Consider the following 21427-nt stretch of genomic DNA (forward strand, 5'->3'; position numbering starts at 1 on the left):
CAATGGCAGCCAAACTGATCGCGTTCGACGAGGAGGCCCGTCGCGGCCTCGAGCGTGGCATGAACCAGCTCGCGGACGCCGTGAAGGTCACCCTCGGCCCGAAGGGCCGCAACGTCGTCCTGGAGAAGAAGTGGGGCGCCCCCACGATCACCAACGACGGTGTCTCCATCGCCAAGGAGATCGAGCTCGAGGACCCCTGGGAGAAGATCGGGGCCGAGCTGGTCAAGGAGGTCGCCAAGAAGACGGACGACGTCGCCGGTGACGGTACGACCACCGCCACCGTCCTGGCCCAGGCCCTCGTACGCGAGGGTCTGCGCAACGTCGCCGCCGGCGCCAACCCGGTCGGCCTCAAGCGCGGCATCGAGGTCGCCGTGGCTCGCATCAACGAGGAGCTCGGCAACCTCTCCAAGGACATCGAGACCAAGGAGCAGATCGCCTCCACCGCCTCGATCTCCGCCGGCGACGACCAGATCGGCGAGAGCATCGCCGAGGCCATGGACAAGGTCGGCAAGGAAGGCGTCATCACCGTCGAGGAGGGGCAGACCTTCGGGCTCGAGCTGGAGCTCGCCGAGGGCATGCGCTTCGACAAGGGCTACATCTCGCCCTACTTCGCCACCGACCTTGAGCGCATGGAGACGGTCCTTGAGGACCCCTACATCCTCATCGTCAACTCCAAGATCTCCAACAACAACGAGTTCCTGCCCGTTGTCGAGAAGGTCCTGCAGGCCGGTCGTCCGCTGATGGTCATCGCCGAGGACGTCGCCGACGGCGCCCTGCAGACCCTGGTGGTCAACAAGATCCGCGGCACCTTCAAGTCCGTCGCCGTCAAGGCTCCGGGCTTCGGTGACCGTCGCAAGGCTCAGCTCGGCGACATCGCCGTCCTGACCGGCGGCCAGGTCGTCACCGAGGAGGTCGGCCTCAAGCTGGAGAGCACCGAGCTCGACATGCTGGGTCGCGCCCGCAAGGTCGTCGTCACCAAGGACGAGACCACCATCGTCGACGGTGCCGGTGACGCCACCGCCATCGCCGGTCGCGTGAACGAGATCCGCAACGAGATCGAGCGCACCGACTCCGACTACGACCGCGAGAAGCTCCAGGAGCGTCTCGCCCGTCTGGCCGGCGGCGTGGCCGTCATCAAGGCCGGTGCCGCCACCGAGGTGGAGCTCAAGGAGCGCAAGCACCGCATCGAGGACGCCGTCCGCAACGCCAAGGCGGCCGTCGAAGAGGGCATCCTGCCCGGTGGTGGCGTCGCGCTGCTGCAGGCCAGTGTCCCCGCCTTCGAGAAGCTGGAGCTGGAGGGTGACGAGGCCATCGGCGCCGACATCGTCCGCCGCGCCATCGCCGAGCCGCTCAAGCAGATCGCGATCAACGCCGGCCTTGAGGGCGGCGTCGTGGCCGAGAAGGTCAGGAACCTGGAGCCCGGCTTCGGTCTGAACGCCGCTTCCGGTGAGTACACCGACCTGTTCAAGGACGGCGTCATCGACCCGACCAAGGTCACCCGTTCCGCTCTGCAGAACGCGTCCTCGATCGCCGGTCTGTTCCTGACGACCGAGGCCGTCATCGCCGAGAAGCCGGAGAAGGCCGCGGCTCCCGCCGGCGACCCGACCGGTGGCATGGGCGGCATGGACTTCTAAGAGGTTCAGGAGTCCGAGGTCCGGATACGCGACCTCGCCCGCGACGACCGGGCGGCCCTTCACGGGGCCGCCCGGTTTCGCTGTTTCCGGGGCCTCAGGTGAGAGTGTCGCGGTGGTCGAGCCACTCCCGGACCGCGGCCTTCACCTGCGGGGTGAGATCGCTGTCGGAGTGCTTCTCGGCCGGGAACCACCGAAAGTCCGTGTGCTCCTGCGACAACCGCACGGGTGTGCCGTCATGTGGTCGCGCGAACGTGAACTGGCGTTTGCGCTCGCCGTGCCGTGAGTCGTAGTCGAACCAGCTCACGAAGGGCTCCAACAGGAGTGGGGCGCCCACGGGCGTGCCGATCTCCTCGTGCAGTTCCCGGGCCAACCCGCCGAGGAGGGTCTCGCCCGGTTCCACTCCACCCGAGGGCAGACTCTCCGCCCCTGGGAAGGAGGTCTCGTCGTCGCGACGGCGCAGCAGGAGGATCTCCCGCCCGAAGTCCCGGTGGACGATCGCGCCCGCCGAGAACCCCTCGATCCCCGACCGTCGGGCGTCGTCGGCGAGTGCCCGCGTGTCCATAAGCCTCCTCCCCCGGGGAACCGGCCGGCCCCCGGAAACGATCATGCGTGCGCCGGGACGCGCGCGCAACCGGCGCCCGGAGAACCCGTGGACAACCCTTCTCAGACCCGCAGGAGGGTCAGGTAGGCGAAGCCGAGCACAGCCCGACCATGCAGACGGAGTCGCCGGTGGGCGTCGGTGCGCCGGACGACCTCGTCGAAGTCGGGGGAGTGGGGGTTGTCCCGGATCCAGTCCTCCATGCCCCACGCGTTGCCGTTCTCGAAGTGGTCCCACTCGTCCACCGTGGCCTCCGACAGGGAGTACAGCCGGAAACCATGGGAGAGCGCGAAGTCGACCAGGTCGGGCAATGACCGGTACTGGTCACGGGGGACCACCGCCATCGCGGTGATCTCCTCCTCGGTGGGCGGACGCTTCCAGTAGCACTCACCGAACAGCACCCGGCCGCCCGGACGCGTCAGGTCGGCCAGGGCGGAGAGCGCGTTCCCGGTGTGCGTGATGGGGTCACCACCCCACACATGGGTGGCGCCCACGTTGAACACCACGTCGGAGGCTTCGCCCTTCCACGCACCGACGTCCCCGACCTCCAGTTCCACCCGGCCGGCCAGCCCCCTGGCCTCGGCGCCGGCCCGACCATGCCGGATGTTCTCCTCCCCGAGGTCGATACCGAAGCCGGTGGCCTCCGGCTCGGTGGCCAGGGTGCGAAGGAGGAGTTCGGCCCAGCCACAGCCCAGGTCCACGACGTGGCGCCCCTCCAAGGGGCCGAGTGAGTGGATCAGACGCGTGGCCCGCTCGTCGGAGAGGGGACCGTTGAAATCGAGGTCGCGGTGCATGGGAGGGAACGCCGGGGAGGTCATCCGAGCAGTGTCCTTCGCCCCGACGGGCTCGTCCAATGTTTTTCCGCGCCCGTCGGGGTTATCGTGCGAAGTGTCGGGTGGACAGGCGCGCAAGGCGCTAGGTTCCTGTCCGGAGGTGCGAGGAAATGAGTCTGACGATGACGGAGACCGTTCCGGCGACGGGGATGTCGCGATGGGACCACGCCCTGAGCACCTGGAAGGAATTGGACGTGCCCGACGGCTGGCGGGCCGAGATCGTTGATGACAACGGAGTCTTGCTCGTGGCACCCCCATCCGACCCCCACAACTTCATCGCGGTTCGGATCACTCGTGCGCTGAACGGGGTTCTTCCGGATGACTGGGACGTGTATCAGACGCTGGGAATCCAGATCCCCGCCATTGAGCGGCTCTACGTGCCTGATCTGGTGGTTATGCCGGAATCGGTCGTTCTCGATCCCGGACAGACCCCCAACCCGGCCGACGGGGCCGAACTGGTGGTCGAGATCGTCTCCAAGAGCAGTATGGACATCGACCGTAAGAAGAAGCTGTGGGGCTACGCGCACGCCCCTGTTCCGCTCTACCTGCTGGTCGACGCCTGGGACGAGACCGGACCTTCTGTCACGTTGTACGAACAACCTGGAAACGGTCGCTACAACCACGCCACCACCGTGGACTTCGGCGAGAAGATCCGGCTTCCGGAGCCCTTCGACCTGGAGATCGACACCTCCCGGTTCCCTCGCCCGGACCAGTGGCCTTCGTGAGGTCGCCGGTCTAGGTATCGCCGTGCCAGGCGTGCCACAGCCGGGCGTACGAACCTCCTCGATCCAGCAACTCCTCGTGGGATCCGAGTTCGGCGACCGTTCCGTGTTCGACCACCGCGACGCGATCGGCGTCGTGGGCGGTGTACAGGCGGTGGGCGATCGCGACCACGGTGCGGCCGGACAGCACAACGGCCAGGGAACGCTCCAGGTCGCGGGCGGAGCGGGGGTCGATCAGGGACGTGGCCTCATCCAGCACCAGGACCTGAGGATCGGCGAGCATGACCCGGGCCAGGGCGAGTTGTTGCACGTGGGCCGGGTCGAGGGCGTCCTGCCCCGAACCCACCCTCGTGTCCAGGCCCTCCGGTAGGGAACGCACCCAGGCGTCGGCGTCGACCGCCTCCAGGGCGTGCCACAGACGGGCGCGGTCGGTGTCCTTCTCGTCGAGGGCCAACGCGAGGTTGTCGGCGATGGTGCCGCGGAACACGTGGCTCTCCTGGCTGAGCAGGATCACCCGCTCGCGACGTTCCTCGGGGGTCAGGGACGCCAGGTCCACCCCGCCGACGCGCACACTGCCCGAACCCGGGAGATACGTCCCGGCCAGCAGCTTGCCGAGGGTGGACTTGCCCGCGCCACTGGGCCCCACCATGGCCAACCTCTCGCCCGGACGCAGGTCCAGGTCCACGCCGTGCAGCACGTCGGTACCGGAGGCGTAGCCGAACCGGACGTCGCGGATCGACACGGTTCCGGGATCGCGGGGCTCGGTCCCCGCCCCGGGACAGGTCTCCTCGGTGGCGAACCGTACGCCCAACAGCCGACGTAGCGCGGTGAAGCCCACCATCACGTTGTCGACCTGGTCGATCATGTGTTCCAGGGGCCTGGACATCTGCACGGTCAGGAAGACGGCCGTGGCGATCTGCCCCAGGGACAGTTCGCCCTGGGTGAACAGCAACCCCGAGACCAGGAACGTCGTGGCCGCGGCGAACAGATAGGAGAACTCCAGCGGCGGGTACCACACGCAGCGCAGCCACAGCGTGTACCTCTCGGCGGCGTAGGCGCGTCGAACGTCGGCGTCGGTGCGCAGGTCCTGCCACTCCTGGCGGCCCAGCGCCTCCAGGGTGTGCGCGCCCTCCACCGTGTCGGACACACCCTGGGTCAGCCGCGAGTACGTACCCATCTCGGCGAGGTAGCCGTCCGCCGCCCGGCGGGCGTACCAACGGGAGGACATCCAGATGAGCAGGGCGGACGGAACCCACGCGAGGAGGAGGGCCGGGTGCAACACGGCCTGGGCCGCCAGGATGACCAGCACCGTCGTCAGACCGGTGGCGATCACCGGTACCGATCGGCGCACCATGGTGCTGAGCGAGTTGATGTCGCGCCCCGTACGGGAGACCAGGTCACCGGTGCCGGCGCGTTCCACGGTGCCGAGCGGCAGCCTCAAGACCGCGTGCACGAACTCCTCGCGCAGTTCGGCCAGCAGCCCCTCACCGAAACGGATCGACTGTGACACCGCTCCGAGCAGCAGAGCGGCGTTGACCAGGAGGGAGACCACGATCAGCAGGGCCATGACGTCCACGTGCGCCGGTGCGGCGCCCTCGCGAACGGCGTCCACGATCATCCCGAGCATCCAGGGGGCGACCAGCGCCGAAGCGGTGGCCAGGGCGTACAGAACCACCACGAGGAACAGCAGCGGGCCGTGTTCGCGGCCGGCTCGGCGCAACCGCACCCATACCGCCGAAACGGGTGCGACGGGCAGCGCCGTCGGTTCGATCGGCGCGGTGGGCGGCCCATCGAACATCGGCCCGGGTGAGGACGGGGGTTCGTCGATGCGGGTCATACCTTCTCCTCCGTCGTCTCCCCCGTCGCGCGCAGGACGGTCGCGGCGTAGGCGTCCAGGTGGAGAAGGTCCCGGTGGGATCCCTCGGCCACCACGCGGCCGGCCTCGACGAACTGGACGTGGTCGGTGCGGTCGAGCAGCAGCGGGTTGGTGGTGACCACCCCGGTGGTGCGACCGAGGCGGGCCTCGACGAGACGTTCGGCGATGGCCGCCTGGGAATGGGCGTCGACCGCGGAGGTGGGTTCGACCAGCAACAACACCTCGGGGTCCATGAGCAGGGCGCGGGTGAGCCGAAGCCGTTGCTGTTGGCCGCCGGAGTACTCACGGCCGCGTTCGGTGAGCTTCGCGTCGAAGCCCCTCGGGGACTGGGCGAGCACGTCCTCGGCCGCGGCGGCCCGGATCATCGCGGTCAGTTCCTCGTCGGTGCGGGCACCTCGGGGGTCGAGTTCGTCGCGCAACCGGCCGGAGAACAGGTGGGCGTCGTTGCCGGCGACCAGGACGCGATGGCGTACCTCCCGCAGTGGGAGGTCGCGCAGCCGGACGGAACGATCGCCGACCAAGACGGCTCCCTCGCCGTCGTCGCGGTAGCGCCCCAACCGTTCGACGAGGGTGGCCGTGTCGGAGTGGTCGGCGCAGACGACCCCGGTGACACGTCCGTGGACGAGCCGTACCCCACTGTCGGGGTCGTACAGGTCGCAGGGGCCGTCGGGGAACGGCGCGGGGGTCCGGGGATCGGGCAGGTCGTGGTCCAGGCTCAGGACCCGGACCACCCGCGAGGCCGCCACCCGGGCGGTCACCAGGTCGGAGAAGAAGCGCATGAAGAAGCGCACGGCCGTGGCCAGGGCACCGGTGTATCCGTAGAAGGCGACGAGTTGTCCCACGGTGATCTCGCCGACCAACGCCAGTCGCGCGCCGTACCAGACGATCCCCACCAACAGCAGCCCCGGATAGAGGGTGCGGACGGCCTCCAGGGCCGCGTCCATCCATCCGACACGGACCCCGGCGGCGCGCACCCGCTGGGACTCGGCCCGGTAGCGTTCGCCCACCGAACGTTCGCCGCCCACTCCGCGCAGGACCCGTAGTCCGGCGACCAGGTCGGTGGCCCTGGTGGTCAGGTCGGCCTGCCGATCCCGGTGGGTGCGCGTACGACGGTTGAGCGGCCGTAGCAGCGGGCTCATGCCGACGACGATCACCGGTACCGCGATCAGCGAGATCAGCCCGAAGGTGACGTGCGAGGTCAACATCAGGAAACCGACCATCAGCACCGAGACCACGGAGGAGACCATCAGGTTGGAGCGTTCGAAGAAGCCGCCGATGTGATCGATGTCGTCGGTGCCGACCGCCACGACCTCGCCGGTGGGAAGACGGCGGGTGAGGGTCGGGCCGAGTCGGGAGGAGTGGCGGGTGACCGACTGCACCGTGCGGTAGGCGGAGGCGTACCAGTTGAAGCAGGCGGCCCGTTCGAACAGGGGGGCGACCAAGGCGGCTGTCACCAGGGAGCACAGCGCGATGAGGGTGAACCAGTACAGCAGGGAACCGAGGTCACCGGCGGCCAGGTCCGAGTCCAGGGCGGCACCGAGCAGGTAGGAAACCAGGATCGTGCCCAGGACGTAGACCGAGGCGATCGACGAGGACCACAGCAGGGAACCCCACTCCCGCCGGGCCAGCCAGAGCAGGTAGTGGTCGGCCGAGCGGTGGTCGGGGGTGCCCGGGGGCTGAGGCAAGTGGCGCACGTTCAAGGACTCTAACCAGGGGAACCGAAGGCGGCCACCGATTTTTCGCGTCCAGGATGAGTGGCCCGCGCTAGATCAGTCGTACACCGTGGACCGGTGCCCGACGTGCACCACCCAGACGACGAGTTCTTCGTCTTCCACCGTGTAGACGACTCGATAGTCGCCCACCCTGAGACGCCGCACCTCCGGGTTTCCGACCAATGCCGTGGTTCCGTAACCCAGGGGGTCGTGCTCTAGTTCAGTGAGCTTACGGAATACCGCCATGGCTATATTGCGCGGAAGTTTGCGAAGTTCTGAACGGGCTTCCGGGCGAAAGATCGTCCGATAGTTCACTCGGGACCGTCCAAGATCTCCGCCATGACTTCTTCCATCGGGATCCCCTGCGCAGGATTGCTCATACGTTCCCGGACCATGCGCATGATTTCCTGCTCTTCGAATTGCTGGTATCGACGCAGGAGGTCGATGGGTACAACCGCTGCCACCTCTCTTCCGCGTCTGGTGATCACTGTCGGCGAGTCTTCGCGATCCGCTCGGTCAACGACGTCGGCGATGTGATCGCGTACTTGACGGATGGTCTCCACCTGCATTTCGCTCATGGAACCAATGGTACACCTGGTCCCTTCGGTACGTGTGGACCAGGGAATGCGTCACGCCGGCGGGGTCAGGGAGGTTTCCGGGTGATTCCGGATGTCGCCGGCCGCGGTGGGAGGGGAAGGATGCGGACATGGACGAAACCAGCCCCCAGGAAGTCCGTGTCGACGACATCCCTCGCCCGAACCTCCCCCTGCGGATCCTCGCCGTCATGGCGGGGTCCGTGCTGATCTGGTACTCGCTCTCGGCGCTCAACGAGCTACTGCCCTTGCGACCCGGCGGTGGCGGCAACCTCGCCCACTGGATGAACGCCTTGTTCGTCACCGTCCTGGCGCTGCCCATGGTCTGGGCGGCCCGCCGTTTCCTGGACCGACGCCCGTGGAGCGGTCTGGGTCTGACCGGGGTCCGTGAGGCCTGGCGGCCGTTGCTCGTGGGCGCGCTCTCCTGGCTGCTGCCCGCGTCGGTGGGGCTGGGGGTCGCCCTCGCCCTGGGTGCTTCGATCAGCCCCAGCGCCCCCGCCGGCGAGATCGTGTTCTCCCTGGCCGTACTGACGGTCCTGGTGCTGCTCTACGAGGCCCTGCCGGAGGAACTGATCTTCCGGGGATACCTGTTCCGCAACCTGGAGACCGCGATGCCCGCCTGGCTCGCGGTGGTGGCCCAGGCGGCGCTGTTCACCCTGTTCGGCACGGGTCTGTGGGTGCTCGGCGGTGGCTGGGAGGTGTTGGCCGAACGTCTGCCGCTGTTCCTGGGCATGGGCCTGGTGCTCGGCTGCATCCGGGTGGTCGCCGCGAACGTCTGGGCCTGTGTGGGATTCCACCTGGCCTTCCAGATCGCGGCCCAGGCCCTGTTGAGCTGGGAACTGTTCGAGGTGCGGGGCCTGGACACGGTCATGGGGACCGTCTTCCTGCTCCCGTTCGTGCTCGGGGTGACCGTCGCGATGCTGCTGCTGCGCGACACCGGTTCCTGGTCGGGGAGGGCCCCCGACCCCGTGGCGGAAACGGTCAGGTGACCAGGCCGCGGGCGTGGAGCAGTCCCACCAGGTCGCGGACGGCGGGGGCGCACCGCTCACGTTCGGCGTGGCCGATCCACTCCAGCTCGGTGATCTCGTTGTCGGCGACGAGCTCCCCGTCGTGCTCGGCGGTGTAGCACACCAGTTCCACGCGGGTCCCCGGTGCCTGACCGTGCGCCTCCTGGTCGATCACCGCCACGCGTTGGAACGTGCCGGGGCGCAACACCGCGCCGACCTCCTCCAACGCCTCGCGCGCCACGGCCTGCTCATCCGTCTCACCCGGATCGCGCTTGCCGCCGGGCAGGTACAGCCGGTCCCGGTCCTCCGGGCGAACGCACAACAGGCGTCCGTCACGTACGTGGACCCAAGAGAGCGCCTCGATGACGACGGGCGCTTCGGCGGTGAAGGAGGTCGAAGACATGTGGCCACTTTAGGCCGGACGGGAACCGGGCCGTTCGCCGACCCGAGGTGACGCGAAGCACTAAAATCCGGGGTGCCGGCGGTAGCCCACTCGCGCGTCCCACGGAGGCGTGCCACGGCAGAGATCGGACGTACATGACCCCCTCCAGCACTGGAACCGAACCCGGCCTCGGCCCCGACCCCGTCGGTGGGACTCCCCTGACGCGGGTCGCTCCACTGCTCTCGGAGAGCTCCAGCGGCGGCGTCCCACCCCAGTCCGCCGAGCGACGTCAGGCCGTCGAACGCGCCTACAACCTCTACAGCGCGGCCATCGGCGCCTGCCTGGCCCGGGGGGAGGACGACCCGGGACTGGTCGAACGCGCCGCCCTTCTCCTGGCGGAGGAAGCACGCCTGCCGTTCCTGACGTCGGAGGAGGTCGACCGGGCCTGTGCCGTCCTGCCCGGTGCCATCGCCGAGCTGCGCGGCGCACCGGTGCGAGCGCCCGCCGGTTCCACCCCGGACGACCTGCGTGAGCTGTCCGAGGAAACGCTGGATTCCCTGTTCGACCTGGCCCTGCGGGATCGGCTTACCGGGACCCCGCGCGAGCACCCGCGACTGCTGCTGTTCGGCGGCCAGCCGGGCTCGGGCAAGTCCACCCTCCAACGCCTGCTCCTGCCGGTCCTGCCGGAGGGCACGGTCGGCTACGACGGGGACGACCTGCTGCGCCTGTCGCCCGACTACGAATGGGCCATGAGCGCCGACGACAAGGTCGCCTCCAACTCCGTGTCCAAGCAGGTCGGCGCCCTGCACCGGCGGGCCATGGAACACGTTCGACGCGGACGCTACGACGTCGTGTGCAGCCACCCCTTGGGTCGCGCCGACTGGGCCGCCTCCTGGGTCTCGGGCTTCAAGGAGGCCGGTTACCGGGTCGAGGTGGCGTTCGTGGCCACCCATTCCTCCAACAGCGGTTTCGCGATCGTGGACCGGCATGCCCGTGCCACCCGCGACCAGGGTTTCGGCCGATGGTTGCCGAAGATCCACCATGACCGCTTCTACCTTGGTGTTCCCAACAGCATCGAGTTCCTGGAGACCCACCGTCTGGTCGACTCGATGTACGTGATGTCCCGCGAGGGCGAGGTGCTCTACGCCGACCACCAGGACGGCGGAGAGTGGTACCGAGAGCCGTTCGGCCGGATCGCGTTGGAGGCCGAAAGGGGCCGACGCGAACTCTGGCGCGTCGAGGACGACGTCTAGGATCCCTGCCCATGGACATCTTCAACGCGAACCCCCTGGTGGTACGCCAGCCCAAGCGCTTCATGGTCGACGTCTCCGACTACGAGGTGTACGACGCCTACGGCCGCCCCATCGCGCAGGTGCGCGAACAGGGAGCCGACGGCGGCATGCAGGTGCTCCGGGCCCTGTCCCGCGACACCGGTGGGTTCGAACGGCGCGTGCACGTCAACGACATGTACGGACGGACCGGGCTCGTCATCCAGAAGCACTGGTCCTGGATGACCGCCTCCACCAGCGTGAACCTGCCGGACGGCCGGCCGGTGGGGACCATCGAACAGGACCTGAAGTTCTTCGGCTCCAAGTTCACCCTGATGGACCCCTGGAAGCGGGTGGTCGGCGGTATCGAGGGCGACTTCATCGGTATGGACTTCCGGCTCAAGGACCACGCCGACCACGAGATCGCCCGTGTGGACCGTCGTATGCCCGACCTGGGGGAGATGTTCACCTCGGCCGACAGCTACGCGCTGCACCAGCGCTACCCGTCGCTGCCCCAGCCCCTGGGCACGCTGGTGGTGGCCGCCGCCATCGTCATCGACCTGGTCCTGAAGGAGGGCAAGTGACCCGGCGGGCCCGGCCTCGGGCCCACCCGCCCCGCGCGGCCCAGGCCGTTCACCCCTCCAGGGCGGCCATGGCGGCGCGGTCCTCCTCGCCGAAGCGTTCCTCCAGGGCTTCGGGGGAGGCGTCCAGGTCGATTCGGGCCACCGGGATCCCCCGGGCGGACTCGATGGCGCCCAATCGTCGGGTCGCCCGGTCGGCGGCGTAGTCGAGCAGTTTGCCGGGAGGCAGCTCGTACCGCTGCGTCTCAGGATCGTCGGAGGGGGTGTCGCCCCGTTCGACGGTGCCCAGCACGTGGGGCAACAGTTCTTCGAGGCGTTCGCTCACCACGTCCCAATTGCGGTCGTCGGCGGCCACGTGGCGCCGACAGGTGAAGGTTCCCCAAGCCATGTGGCGGCGCTCGTCGTCGCCGATCCGGCGGATGATCCGCCGCATCCCCGGGAAGATCCCGCGCACGGTGCACACGTGGTTCCAGGCGTAGTAGCCGGTCAGCGCGAGGGAACCCTCGATGATGTGGTTGTAGGTGACCGAGGCGCGCACCTGGTTGCGCGGGCTCGGGTCGTCCAGGAGCGCCTCCAGGGACCGGGGGAGTTCCTCGTAGAACAGCGCCCGGTAGCCGGGATTCTTGTCGACGAACCCGTGCAGGTCGTCGTGGACCCCGAGCGCGTCCAACCACAGGCGGAAGGCCTGGACGTGCTTGGCCTCCTCGAACGCGAACTGGGTCAGGTACATCTCGTCGCCCAGACGGCCCTCCGCGGCCATGGCGCGCAGGAACGGCTGGATGTCCTCGGTGACGGCCTCCTCTCCGGCGACGAAGAGCGAGCACAGCCGTAGGATCCGGGTCCTGGCCTCGTCGTCGAGCCTCTTCCAGTCCTCGGCGTCCTGTTCCAGGTCGATGTCGGTCGGGTTCCAGAACTTCGCGTTGCCCTTGACGAACAGCTTGAGGGGAAGCGAGTCCCAGTTCAGGCCGCCGCCGCGCAGTGAGTGGAAGCCGTCGCGCCGGGGTCTGTCGGGGATCGTCGTGGCCATGTCGCATACCTCCGTGGGGGGTGGGGTCGCACTCATGATTGGACACGAGGACCTTCCGTGTAAACCCCTGGGGGTGGTCCAGGTCACCGGAGACCCGGGTTCCACGCGCATCGCCTGATGGGGGCGGGATCCGGTCGGAGTCGGCGGCGATCCGACATCGCCGAAACGGTACGGTCGAAGGAATACGCTCGCTTGAACGATCCGATCGGGGGACGACGTGTTCTGTGGTGATCCCGGCAGTGCCGGCTACTCCGCGTGCGCCGCCCAGTCCCAGCTCTTCGCGCTGGCCTCGGTGATCCCCGCGCTGCTCGGCCTGGCCCTGCTGGTGGCCGCCTTCACGGCGCCCTCCGTGCGCGGGGACCGACTGCTGCGCACCCGAACCCTCAGCTACTCCCTCGTGGCCTGGGGGATCGCCGCGGGAACCTACGTGATGGGCGGCCTGCCCTCCCTGTAGTCCTGCGCCTTCCGCCTCGCCGGTGGCGTGATCAGATCTCCTCGCCGGCGAGCAGGTCACCGGCGTCGGCGATCCGGTAGGCGTACCCTTGCTCGGCCAGGAACCGCTGCCGGTGGGCGGCGTAGTCCTGATCCAGGGTGTCGCGGGCGACCACCGCGTAGAAGCGGGCGGTCCGGCCGTCCGTCTTGGGGCGCAGGACCCGGCCCAGCCGCTGGGCCTCCTCCTGCCGGGAACCGAAGGAACCCGACACCTGTACCGCCACACCCGCCTCGGGCAGGTCGATCGAGAAGTTCGCGACCTTGGACACCACCAGGGTGCGCAGCTCACCGGAGCGGAACGCGTCGTACAGCCGCTCGCGTTCCTTGTTGCGGGTCTCGCCCTTGATCACCGGGGCGCCCAACCGCTCCCCGAGTTCGTCCAACTGGTCGATGTAGGAGCCGATCACCAACACCTGGTCCTCGGGGTGGCGATCCACGATCTCGCGCACGACCGACGTCTTGGACTCCGTGGAGGCGCAGAACCGGTACCGGTCCTCCGGTTCGGCGGTCGCGTACGCCAGCCGCTCGGACTCGGTCAGGTCCACCCGGACCTCCACGCAGTCCGCCGGGGCGATCCACCCCTGGTTCTCCATGTCCTTCCATGGGGCGTCGTAGCGCTTGGGGCCGATCAGGGAGAACACGTCACCCTCGCGGCCGTCCTCACGGACCAGGGTCGCGGTCAGTCCGAGGCGCCGCCGGGCCTGCAGGTCGGCGGTCATCCGGAAGATCGGCGCGGGCAACAGGTGCACCTCGTCGTAGACGACCAGGCCCCAGTCGCGAGCGTCGAACAGCTCCAGGTGCGTGTACACGCCCTTCTTGCGCGAGGCCATCACCTGGTAGGTGGCGATGGTGACCGGGCGGATCTCCTTCTTGGTGCCCGAGTACTCGCCGATCTCGTCCTCGGTGAGGGAGGTGCGGCGCAGCAGCTCCGCCTTCCACTGGTGCACCGAGACCGTGTTCGTCACCAGGATGAGCGTGGTCTTGCCGGTCATCGCCATGGCCGCCGCGCCCACGATCGTCTTGCCCGCTCCGCATGGCAGCACCACCACACCGGATCCGCCGGCGTGGAAGCTCTCGGCGGCCTCCCGCTGGTAGCCGCGCAGGTCCCAGTCGCCGTCGGCCAGGTCGATCGGGTGCTTCTCCCCGTCGACGTATCCGGCCAGGTCCTCGGCGGGCCAACCGATCTTCAGCAGCGCCTGCTTGAGGTTGCCGCGCTCGCTCGGGTGCACCGAGACGGAGTCCTCGCTCAGTCGTTCGCCCAGCATCCCCTTGAGCTTCTTGGCCCGGACGACCTCCTCCAGGACCGCGCGATCGGAGGACTCCAGGACCAGACCGTTCCGAGGGTCTCCGACCAGCTTCAGACGCCCGTACCGCCCCATCGTCTCGGCGATGTCCACGAGCAGCGAATGCGGCACCGGGAACTTGGAGAATCGGATGAGGGCGTCCACGACCTGCTCGGCGTCGTGCCCGGCGGCCCGCGCGTTCCACAGGGCCAGCGGGGTGATCCGGTAGGTGTGCACGTGCTCGGGCGCACGCTCCAGCTCCGCGAACGGGGCGATGGTCCGGCGGCACTCGCCGGCCTGTTCGTGGTCGATTTCGAGGAGGAGGGTCTTGTCGGACTGGACGATCAAACAGGACACGCAGGGACCTTCCGAAGCGCGGTGAGAGGGGTGGCCTCCGGTGCAACACCGGAGACCGCCCGAACATGCCCGTCAGGCATCGATGGCGATCACGGTGATGATGAACCCGAAGAACAGCACCAGGAGACCTATGACCACGCCGTTGGCGATCCAGGCGTAGCGGGTGAAACGGGAGACCCTCTCCTGGTCGACCGTCTCACTGACCGCCATGATCGAGAAGATGAGTCCGATCGCGGCGAAGATCCCGTAGCAGGAGATCACCAGGAGGATCGACGTGACCAGCGCGCCGATCGCGCCGCCCTTCGCCAACGGCACCGGGTACATCGGGTAGGCCGGGTACGCCTGCGGCGGCGGGGGCGGATAGGCGGGCTGCTGCGCCATGTAGGGGTCCTGGTAAGGGGCCTGGTACGGGCCGGGCGGGGGCGGCCCGTAACCCGGTCCGTACCCTGGACCGCCGTACGGATCGGAAGCGGAGTAACCACCCGTGTTGTCGCCTTCCGGCGGGCCCTGGTTCCTGTCGTCGTACATGCCGTGCCTTAGGGGTTCGGGCTCCATGCCGGGAGCCGGGGGAAGGGGCGGTCAGAATCCGAGAAGCATGGCCAGGGCCGCGAAGACGATCACGGGGACCACGAAGACCACGGACAGCGCCACGTAAGCGAAGTTACAGGCCCAGGTGTAGCGGATGTACCTCTCCACCTGGACCGCGTCGGGGATCTTGCGCAGGGCCATGATCCCGAGCACGATGCCCGGGACGTTGGCGACGAGCACGAAGAACCACAACCCGAGTGAGAGACCGAGCGCCGGGACGATCAGTGTGAGCCCGGCGACGACCAGCGCGGCGACGGCTCCGCCGACCCTGGCAGGGGGGCCGGAAGGGCCCGGGGCCGCCGGGGCCGATAGTGGCTCCGAGACGTTCGGCGAGCCGGTGGCGGGAGGCGTCGTCGGTGAGGGTGAGGTCCCCGTGGGCGCGGCGCCCACGGGACGCATGGGGCGTCGGCGTGTGGCCGCCACGTGGGACGTGGTGCCCTGTCCTCGTTCCCAGAAGGCGCGAGGATCGCTCCGGTCGCTGCGCAAGGCCTACCGTGCCTCCCTGGTCCAAAGGCGGAAATGTCGGGTCCGGTCCCTTGCTCGCATACCCGCCCTCATCGGTTCGGACGCGGAACGCAGGCTCTCGGTTCCGCCAACCGGCGGTCAGTACTGCGTCACATCGACGATGCCCTGGATCCAGTCGCCCGCCTGCGTGAACATGACGAACGTCAACACCGCCATCACGAAGAACATCACCGCCGCGGCGCCCAGGCAGTACCAGGAGTAGCGGGTCAGGACCTCGGCCTGGTCCGGACGGCCCCGGTCCCGGGCGTGCGCCGCTCGGACCGCGAAGGTGATCCCCGCGATGCCGAAGATCCAGTTGGCGCAGCACAACGCCGTCACCAGGTGCAGGATCAGCGCCATGGTGGAACTGTTGGCGCCTCCGCCCGCGACGGGCGAGGAGGACGTGGAGCGGTCCTCGTCGCGTTCCCTTTCGGGCGCCCGGTCCCGTCCCACGTGTTCGCGGTCCTCCCGCCCCCGGTCACGGGGGGAAGAGGCTCCGGGGGGCAGCGAAGCGTTGCTCATTCGGGGTGTCTCTCGCCGTTGGTGGTCGACAGGGCCACTCTAGTCCGTGTGGTTCGGAGCGTGAGTGGGATGGGGGTCAGGGGTCAGGGGTCGGGGGAGAGTTCGGCGACGCCGGTGACCCGGTGGAGCGCGAACCGGTGCACGGCGTCACGGGTGGTGTCGTAGGCGGTGAGGAAACCCCCGTCCACGCGGGTGGGCACGACGATCCGGCTGACCTGGCGGCCGTCGGTGTCGGTGTAGCCGATCCACACCCGTCGCTCATCGGCCAGGACCCGTTCGAGCACCTCGACGAGCGCGTTCACGCGCGCCGCCGGGCCGTCGTTCTCCGGCAGCTCCACCGGAATCCGTGCGACGTTCGTGGCCTCGTCCCCGGCGCGCAGCGCGCGGACGGCGGCGCGGGCGAGTTCCGGATCGCCCGCGTGCTCGCGGACGGGGAGCCCGTCCGGTTCGGCGCGGCGTACCTCGGGCCGACTCAATCGGATGGTCCCGTCTCCGCTCTCGGCCACCGGGTGGTAACCGAGTCGGTCCAAGCGCTCCGTCAGGGCGGCGCGGGTGAGCCCGCTGACCACGACGGTGGGGGCCAGGAGCACCAGTTCCAGATCGGTGGCCCGACGGTCGCCGACCAGTTCGGTGAGCAGGGCGGGCTCGTCGCAACGCAGATAGCTGGTGGCGGACCCGGCGCGCAGTCTGCCGTGCCTGCGCCCCACGTCCGAGATCAGGTAACGCAGTGCCTGGGGCAAGGGCGTACGCGAGTGGCGTTCCAGCATCGCGGTGAGGTCGGCGACCCCGCGTCCGGCGTCCAGCGCCCGGCGCACGGATGACTCGGTGAAGCGGTAGACCGTGGCACCGCCGGTGGACTCCACGTCCGCGGTCAAGGCGAGTTCGCGCGCCAGTTGGGTCACCAACGGACCCGGGGCCACCGCGGTCATGTCGCCCTGCACCAGCACGTAGTCCAGCGGCTGGGGCAACTCGGTGGCCAGGAGTGCCGCGGAGGCGTCCTCGTCGCCGGAGAGCCACGGGCGGGTGTGGGCGGCGAGGGCGCCCATTCCGGTCAGGCCCAGAGTGGCCGCCTCGGCCACCGTCGCCTCGACCAGTTCGGTGTACAGGGGCGACTGGCGGCGGGGATACCGCCAGGCCAGACGGGCCCTCAGGGAGTCGGCCTCCGGGACGCTCCCCGGAGCGGCCGACGCGAGTTCGGTCAGCACGTCACGGCGAACCTGCGGCGCGGCCGGGCGTGCGAGTCCCGGGCCGAGCACGTTGTGCGAGCGCCCACCGGAGTCCTGCGATCCGGCCAGGGAGGGCACCCGGTCCGAATCCGCCCAGGCCCGCGCCAAACGCGACCAGCGACGTTCCGGAGGACTCTCCCGCCACAGGTCGTACTCGCGGGTGGGCAACCATTCCCCGGACAGTCGGTCGTCGGTGGCGAGCAGCCCGGCGGCGTGGGCCGTCTCCAGGAACAGGGCGGCGGTCGTGTCGTCGGTGTCCATGCCCTGGGCGGCGCGGCGCAGGTCGCGCACGCCCAACCCCCCGTTACGCAGCACCGCGGCGGGTTCCTGGGACCAGCGTTCCAAGAGCTCCTCGATGGCGCGCAGCACCACGAAGGCCTGCCCCGCGGCGGCGCGGGAGACCGTGTCGGGATCGACGGAACGCCCTTCGAAGTCGGGCGGTGCGGTGCCGACGTCCTGGAACAGCACCCCCGAACGAAGGAACAGCCCGACCTCGCGCGGCAGCGTCAGCGTGTCGTCGCCGGTGGGCAGGAGCAGGCCACGGGCGATGAGGGAATCCACCGGTGAGGACGCCGTGGCGAGGGAGACCTCTCGTCGGGCGTCCGTGACGGTGCCGTTGGGCGGCCCCCAGGTGAGACTGTCCAGCAGTCGACGGGCGGAGGCGTCGACCTGTTCGACGAGGGCGCGTACCCGGTCGGGGTCGGACAGGGCGGTGGCGACCGACTCCACCGGCGACCCGGCGGTGGAGTGGGGGACCAGGTCGTCGGCCAGACGTTTGACCGCCCCGTGCGGCAGGGCCGCCAGCGGAACCCGCGCGGGCGGGCCCAAGCGTGCGGGGTGCGGCAGTAGCTCGCGCAGGACCTGCACCGGGCGCAGTCGGCCCCGGTCGGGCCAGATCAGGGCCAGGGACCGTAGGGCGTCCAGGGCGGTGTCGAGAGGTTCCGTTCCGAGCGTGTCGGCGGGGGTGAACCCGAGTCCGTGCGCGAGGTCGGAGGGGAGCGCGCCGACCGGTTCCGACAGGCGGTCGTCGCCCAGGGCGACCACGGACTCCAACACCTGGAGCGTGAACCGGTCCAGTCGTTCCAGGGCGCGCAGCGTCGCGTTGCGCGAGGTCGCACGGTGGGCCAGCGCCCCGATGTCCGCCGGGACCGGGCGACCCAGGTCGGGGCGGCCCCGCAGGAGGGCGGTGAGTTCCTCGTCGGAGCGGGATCGCAGCCAGGACGTGAACGTGGGGGGACGCCCCGACGTCGAATCGTCGGGGCTGTCGCTTGAGGACTCTGGCCGTGCGTTGTGCGTCATCGGTTTCAACGCTAAGCGATCTTGCTCCTTGGATCGCACCGCCTCACCAACAGGCCCCCGCGACACCGTGATCACACCGCCTCGGGCCGATTCCAGGGGGAATTCGCCGGCCGAAAATCGGTGGGGAGGGGTTAAAAGGCAGGTCAATGTGGGCCAATATGGGGCCATGACCCAGCGCTCGGAACAATTGGTACTCGACTATCTCTCCGAGGTCGGACTCGCGCTGTACGGTCGTGTCTCGGCGAAGGAACGGACCGCCTATCTGACGGCTCTGCGCGCGCGTATCGACGAGCGCAGAGGGGCGGCCGGCGACGACGTCGACACCGTGCGGCGGATCCTTCGTGGCTTCGGAGCCCCGGAACACCTCGTTCGGGAGGAGTTGACCGGGGAGGCCTTCGACCTTGAGGACGACGAAATGATCCCGGCCAGACCCAGGCACGCGGATCGACCCCCGCCGCCCTGGCGCGGTGGCCCCAGCCAAGGCTTCATGTCCCTGCTGGAGGGCCCCGGTCAGACCGAGTTGCGGATGGACGGTCGGACCAGGCGCCGCAGGTCCGGGACGATGCGCAACGGCCTTCTCCTGGTCCGCCACCACACCCCCGAAGCGGTCGCGCTCGGCGTGTTCGTGCTCGCCGGCGTGTGGTGGGACGCGGCCTTCGTGTGGGTGCTCGGAGCCGCGCTCCTGCTGCTCAGCCATGTGTGGGGGGCCCGTGAGAAGTGGGTCGGGGTGGGGTTTCCGCTCCTGGCCTGTGTGGTCGGGGTGGCCCTGTGGGACGGTGACGCGAAGTTCGTCGACCTCTACATCCAGCAGGCCCTGCCCTCGACCGGGGTTCCGGCCCTGGGCATCGCCTCCCTCGTATGCGTGCTCTACCTCTTCCCCAAGGCCGCCCGCTCCGCTCGGGCCGCCGACCGGGCCGGAGGCTGACCGAACCGGGCGACCGACCGAGCCGGGAGCCATCGCCCCGGACTCGTCCCCGCCGGTCATCGCTTGGCAAATCCTGGGGAATACCTTTTCCGGTCGGCCCGTTACGGAGCATCCACGGTCGACATCTCGGGTAGTCAGGTCCATATACCGCCGTTTTCGCTACATGGCGGTCACGTCGGGTGGTCCGGCCGCCAGCTCGGGCACCGACCCGTCGACGGAGTCCCCGATTCCGCCGAGTCCCGTCCCACACTCCGCACCCAGCGGTGACGGGGGCGACGTCGACATCCACGAGGCCCGGGTGAGCCGTATCCGGGCCTCGTTCTCATGTCCGGCCGCCACTTCCTCCCCCTACTCCGGCCACGCACAATTCCCTCTCGCCTTGGCGAGTACGCGGGTACTAGCCTTGACCCCAACTATGGAAACCAGGGGTCGCCGGGGTGGGGAAAGGGTGGACGGCACCGCTTTCCACGCCCTCGCGTCGCCCGCCAGTGAAAGCATGAGGTCACTACCGTGCCCACCGGCAAGGTCAAGTGGTACGACGGCGACAAGGGTTTCGGCTTTCTCACCCGGGACGACGGCGGTGAGGTCTTCGTCCATTCCACAGCCCTGCCCTCCGGCACCACCTCACTGCGCCCCGGTCAACGGGTCGAGTTCGGTGTGGCGGAGGGGCGTAAGGGCGCGCAGGCGCTGCAGGTGCAGCTACTGGAGACCCAGCACTCCGTGGCCAAGGCGCGGCGCAAGAAGCCCGACGAGATGGTGGTCATCACCGAGGACCTCATCAAACTCCTGGAGAACGTCTCCAACAACTACCGGCGGGGCCGACACCCCGACAAGCGCGAGGCGGGCAGGGTCGCCCAGGTACTACGTGTGGTGGCGGACGACCTGGAGGCCTGACCGGTGAGGGGTCGTGGTGGCCGTCGAGGCCGGCCACCACGACCGAGTCCCGGGCCACTCGGGTTCCCCGCATGTGACGAATCAGGAGACGATCGTTACCGGAAGACGCGGGGGAGGGGTGGAGAGCGGCCGGTTCCGGCCGGCCGCAACGACCTTCCAGGCAGACGGTGTGACAAGAGATGACCAAGAGGTCGCAATCGGACGAACCTTGACCGGCCTTGTGGTCAAATCGGTGCCCGCGATCAGTGAGAATGGGGGACGTGAGCCCTTCTCGACGTTCTCCTGTACCGGACAAGGCATGTATCGACGCGGTGGATCTGGCCCGCTCGGTGGCGGCGGAGGTCGGGCGACCCGAATGGGTGGGTGAGCACCTCACCGCCCAGGTCGAGGACACACGCCTGGTCACCCACTACTTCGAGTGCCTGGACCCCTCATACCCGGGATGGACCTACGCGGTCACCGTGGTGCGCGCTTCGCGTGCCAGGAACGTCACGGTCAACGAGGTGGTCCAGCTTCCCGGAGAGGGTGCGCTCATTGCACCCGAGTGGGTTCCATGGAAGGAACGAGTGCGCCCCGGCGACCTCGGCGCGGGAGACCTCCTGCCCACCGAGGAAGGCGACGAACGACTCGTCCCCGGTTACGCGCAGGTGCCCGACAGCGAACTCGACGCCGAGGGCATGGACAAGCAGATGGTGTGGGAGCTCGGACTGGGCCGTCGCCAGGTACTCTCCGAAACCGGCCGTGAACAGGCCGCGGAGCGCTGGTACAACGGCGACGCCGGACCGCGCAGCCCCGTCGCCACGGCCGCGCCGGCCCGCTGCGGCACCTGCGGCTTCATGACCCCGCTGGCCGGTGAGCTGCGCCAGATGTTCGGGGTGTGCACCAACGAGTTCGCCCCCGACGACGGCAAGGTCGTCTCGCTCGACCACGGCTGTGGCGCCCACTCCGAGGTCCGTCGACCCGGCCCGCAGAACGAGCCGGTCGGACCGGTCGTCGACGAGATGGGTTACGACCACATCGTCTTCGACGACACCACGGAACTGGAACTGGTCTCCTCCGACTCCTGAGAGTCCCACCACGGGCACGGATCCACCCGGAAAACAC

22 protein-coding genes are annotated in these 21427 nt (G+C 69.1%); 9 read left to right on the plus strand and 13 right to left on the minus strand.

Going from position 1 to position 21427, the window contains the following annotated elements; translation table 11 throughout:
• Positions 1–2: 2 nt before the first annotated feature.
• Positions 3–1634 carry a chaperonin GroEL gene (gene groL, locus ACWGSK_RS07795; RefSeq protein WP_358513740.1) on the plus strand — a complete coding sequence of 544 codons (1632 nt, stop codon included), beginning with the start codon at positions 3–5 and terminating at the stop codon, positions 1632–1634.
• Between the two features lie 94 nt (positions 1635–1728).
• Here the strand turns inward: groL and ACWGSK_RS07800 are convergent, their stop codons facing one another.
• The gene (locus ACWGSK_RS07800) at positions 1729–2196 is read right to left on the minus strand and encodes an NUDIX hydrolase (protein ID WP_358513738.1); all 468 of its coding nucleotides are present in this window, start codon (positions 2194–2196) and stop codon (positions 1729–1731) included.
• A 101-nt stretch (positions 2197–2297) separates the two neighbouring features.
• Entirely contained in the window at positions 2298–3050 is a 753-nt protein-coding gene (locus ACWGSK_RS07805) for an SAM-dependent methyltransferase (RefSeq protein ID WP_452455480.1), read from the minus strand.
• Positions 3051–3187: 137 nt separating this feature from the next.
• Here ACWGSK_RS07805 and ACWGSK_RS07810 point away from each other — a divergent pair, with 137 nt between their 5' ends.
• Positions 3188–3790 (plus strand): Uma2 family endonuclease, encoded by a 603-nt coding sequence (locus tag ACWGSK_RS07810; protein WP_452455534.1) that lies wholly within the window; start codon positions 3188–3190, stop codon positions 3788–3790.
• Positions 3791–3800: 10 nt separating this feature from the next.
• On the opposite strand, the gene ACWGSK_RS07815 is transcribed toward ACWGSK_RS07810, so the two are convergent.
• The 4 genes from ACWGSK_RS07815 to ACWGSK_RS07830 all read right to left on the minus strand — a co-directional run bounded on the left by ACWGSK_RS07815 (position 3801) and on the right by ACWGSK_RS07830 (position 7953).
• Entirely contained in the window at positions 3801–5624 is a 1824-nt protein-coding gene (locus ACWGSK_RS07815) for an ABC transporter ATP-binding protein (RefSeq protein WP_452455481.1), read from the minus strand.
• Positions 5621–7357, minus strand: a complete 1737-nt coding sequence (locus ACWGSK_RS07820; RefSeq protein ID WP_358513732.1) for an ABC transporter ATP-binding protein — start codon at positions 7355–7357, stop codon at positions 5621–5623. Before ACWGSK_RS07820 ends, ACWGSK_RS07815 begins: the two co-directional genes overlap by 4 nt.
• Before the next feature lie 75 nt (positions 7358–7432).
• Entirely contained in the window at positions 7433–7690 is a 258-nt protein-coding gene (locus ACWGSK_RS07825) for a type II toxin-antitoxin system RelE family toxin (protein ID WP_358513730.1), read from the minus strand.
• On the minus strand, positions 7687–7953 hold the full coding sequence (locus tag ACWGSK_RS07830) for a type II toxin-antitoxin system Phd/YefM family antitoxin (protein WP_358513728.1): 267 nt from the start codon (positions 7951–7953) through the stop codon (positions 7687–7689). Before ACWGSK_RS07830 ends, ACWGSK_RS07825 begins: the two co-directional genes overlap by 4 nt.
• Before the next feature lie 128 nt (positions 7954–8081).
• Between ACWGSK_RS07830 and ACWGSK_RS07835 the strand changes: the two genes are divergently transcribed.
• The gene (locus ACWGSK_RS07835; protein WP_358513726.1) at positions 8082–8957 is read left to right on the plus strand and encodes a CPBP family intramembrane glutamic endopeptidase; all 876 of its coding nucleotides are present in this window, start codon (positions 8082–8084) and stop codon (positions 8955–8957) included.
• Here ACWGSK_RS07835 and ACWGSK_RS07840 read toward each other — a convergent pair.
• The gene (locus tag ACWGSK_RS07840; protein WP_358513724.1) at positions 8950–9378 is read right to left on the minus strand and encodes an NUDIX hydrolase; all 429 of its coding nucleotides are present in this window, start codon (positions 9376–9378) and stop codon (positions 8950–8952) included. The two genes, ACWGSK_RS07835 and ACWGSK_RS07840, sit on opposite strands and share 8 nt — an antisense overlap.
• Positions 9379–9512: 134 nt before the next feature.
• Between ACWGSK_RS07840 and ACWGSK_RS07845 the strand changes: the two genes are divergently transcribed.
• Both ACWGSK_RS07845 and ACWGSK_RS07850 read left to right on the plus strand, forming a co-directional pair.
• Positions 9513–10610: a zeta toxin family protein gene (locus ACWGSK_RS07845; protein ID WP_452455482.1), complete on the plus strand. Its 1098-nt coding sequence runs from the start codon at positions 9513–9515 to the stop codon at positions 10608–10610.
• Between the two features lie 11 nt (positions 10611–10621).
• A complete protein-coding gene (locus tag ACWGSK_RS07850; RefSeq protein WP_358513720.1) occupies positions 10622–11209 on the plus strand; it encodes an LURP-one-related/scramblase family protein in 588 nt (195 codons plus the stop codon).
• 49 nt (positions 11210–11258) lie between these two features.
• Here the strand turns inward: ACWGSK_RS07850 and ACWGSK_RS07855 are convergent, their stop codons facing one another.
• Complete coding sequence (locus ACWGSK_RS07855) at positions 11259–12233, minus strand: R2-like ligand-binding oxidase (protein WP_358513718.1); 975 nt, start codon at positions 12231–12233, stop codon at positions 11259–11261.
• A gap of 217 nt (positions 12234–12450) precedes the next feature.
• On the opposite strand from ACWGSK_RS07855, the gene ACWGSK_RS07860 reads away from it, so the two are divergent.
• Complete coding sequence (locus ACWGSK_RS07860; protein ID WP_358513716.1) at positions 12451–12687, plus strand: hypothetical protein; 237 nt, start codon at positions 12451–12453, stop codon at positions 12685–12687.
• 31 nt (positions 12688–12718) lie between these two features.
• Here the strand turns inward: ACWGSK_RS07860 and ACWGSK_RS07865 are convergent, their stop codons facing one another.
• The 5 genes from ACWGSK_RS07865 to ACWGSK_RS07885 form a co-directional block, all read right to left on the minus strand.
• Entirely contained in the window at positions 12719–14365 is a 1647-nt protein-coding gene (locus ACWGSK_RS07865; protein WP_358513714.1) for a DNA repair helicase XPB, read from the minus strand.
• Between the two features lie 72 nt (positions 14366–14437).
• The gene (locus ACWGSK_RS07870) at positions 14438–14893 is read right to left on the minus strand and encodes a hypothetical protein (RefSeq protein ID WP_452455483.1); all 456 of its coding nucleotides are present in this window, start codon (positions 14891–14893) and stop codon (positions 14438–14440) included.
• Positions 14894–14944: 51 nt separating this feature from the next.
• Complete coding sequence (locus ACWGSK_RS07875) at positions 14945–15439, minus strand: hypothetical protein (RefSeq protein ID WP_358513710.1); 495 nt, start codon at positions 15437–15439, stop codon at positions 14945–14947.
• A gap of 117 nt (positions 15440–15556) precedes the next feature.
• Complete coding sequence (locus ACWGSK_RS07880; RefSeq protein WP_452455484.1) at positions 15557–15979, minus strand: hypothetical protein; 423 nt, start codon at positions 15977–15979, stop codon at positions 15557–15559.
• Positions 15980–16062: 83 nt separating this feature from the next.
• Positions 16063–18504: a helicase-associated domain-containing protein gene (locus ACWGSK_RS07885; protein WP_358516268.1), complete on the minus strand. Its 2442-nt coding sequence runs from the start codon at positions 18502–18504 to the stop codon at positions 16063–16065.
• Positions 18505–18670: 166 nt separating this feature from the next.
• On the opposite strand from ACWGSK_RS07885, the gene ACWGSK_RS07890 reads away from it, so the two are divergent.
• From ACWGSK_RS07890 to ACWGSK_RS07900, 3 genes are all read left to right on the plus strand, one after another.
• Positions 18671–19429: a hypothetical protein gene (locus ACWGSK_RS07890; RefSeq protein ID WP_358516265.1), complete on the plus strand. Its 759-nt coding sequence runs from the start codon at positions 18671–18673 to the stop codon at positions 19427–19429.
• A 510-nt stretch (positions 19430–19939) separates the two neighbouring features.
• Complete coding sequence (locus ACWGSK_RS07895; RefSeq protein WP_358516262.1) at positions 19940–20323, plus strand: cold-shock protein; 384 nt, start codon at positions 19940–19942, stop codon at positions 20321–20323.
• Positions 20324–20634: 311 nt separating this feature from the next.
• Positions 20635–21390, plus strand: coding sequence for a DUF3027 domain-containing protein (locus ACWGSK_RS07900; protein WP_358515162.1), 756 nt, complete (start codon positions 20635–20637; stop codon positions 21388–21390).
• The last annotated feature ends 37 nt before the right edge of the window (positions 21391–21427 follow it).

Source organism: Nocardiopsis sp. NPDC055551 (assembly GCF_053619415.1).